The following is a 948-nucleotide window of genomic DNA, read 5'->3' on the forward strand; positions in this document are numbered from 1 at the left end:
TAAGAGAATGTATAAAATTTTGTGTAAATGGTCATAATTTTCTAATAATTATAACTAGGAGATGATCATTAATGCAAAATTTTAAGGACATGACAATCAGGGAATTGGCTGGTCAATGTGAAACTGTTGACGATATACATGCCATGATTAAGGATCTTTTTAAGGAGACTCTTCAACAGGTATTTGAAGCAGAAATCGAGAATCATCTAGGTTACTCAAAACACGATTCAAGGGGCAATAACTCGGGAAATAGCCGAAATGGGTATAGTAAAAAGACGATTAAAAGTAAGTTTGGTGAGACCGAATTAAGCATACCAAGAGATCGTAAAGGAGATTTTGAACCTCAAATCATTAAAAAATACGAAACATCCATCAATGGGCTGGAAGACCAGATTATAACCCTGTATTCAAAAGGAATGTCGACTAGAGATATTGAAAGTCACATGAAGGATATTTACGGTGTGAATGTTTCTCCAAGTTTGGTAAGTAAAGTTACGGATAAGATATTACCTCTTGTTTATGAATGGCAGTCTCGTCTACTAGACCCTGTTTATCCAATTGTGTTTTTGGATGCGATTCACTTTAAAGTGAAACATGAAAATAGAATTGTTAGTAAAGCTGCATATACAGTTTTAGGTATTAATACTGATGGAGTCAAAGACATCCTTGGTATTTGGATAGGTGAAAATGAGAGTGCTAGTTTTTGGCTAAATGTTTGTCAGGAGCTCAAAAGCCGTGGTGTCGAAGACATCCTAATCGCTTGTAAAGACGGGCTTTCTGGCTTCTCCGAAGCTATTAATGCAACATTTCCAGATACTACTATTCAGTCATGTGTTATCCACCAATTACGAAATAATATGAAGTATGTCCCAACTAAAAATCGTAAAGTGGTAATGGATGATTTAAAGAAAGTATACAAAGCTTATACGCTCGAACAGGCTGAAGTGG

1 protein-coding gene is annotated in these 948 nt (G+C 35.5%); it reads left to right on the top strand.

The annotated features are described in order from the left end of the window. Nucleotides 1–71: 71 nt before the first annotated feature. A partial coding sequence (locus tag B5V89_RS19840) for an IS256 family transposase (protein WP_108073715.1) occupies nt 72–948 on the top strand: 877 nt, incomplete at its 3' end.

The organism is Heyndrickxia sporothermodurans (assembly GCF_003055045.1).
Lineage (GTDB): Bacteria > Bacillota > Bacilli > Bacillales > Bacillaceae_C > Heyndrickxia > Heyndrickxia sporothermodurans.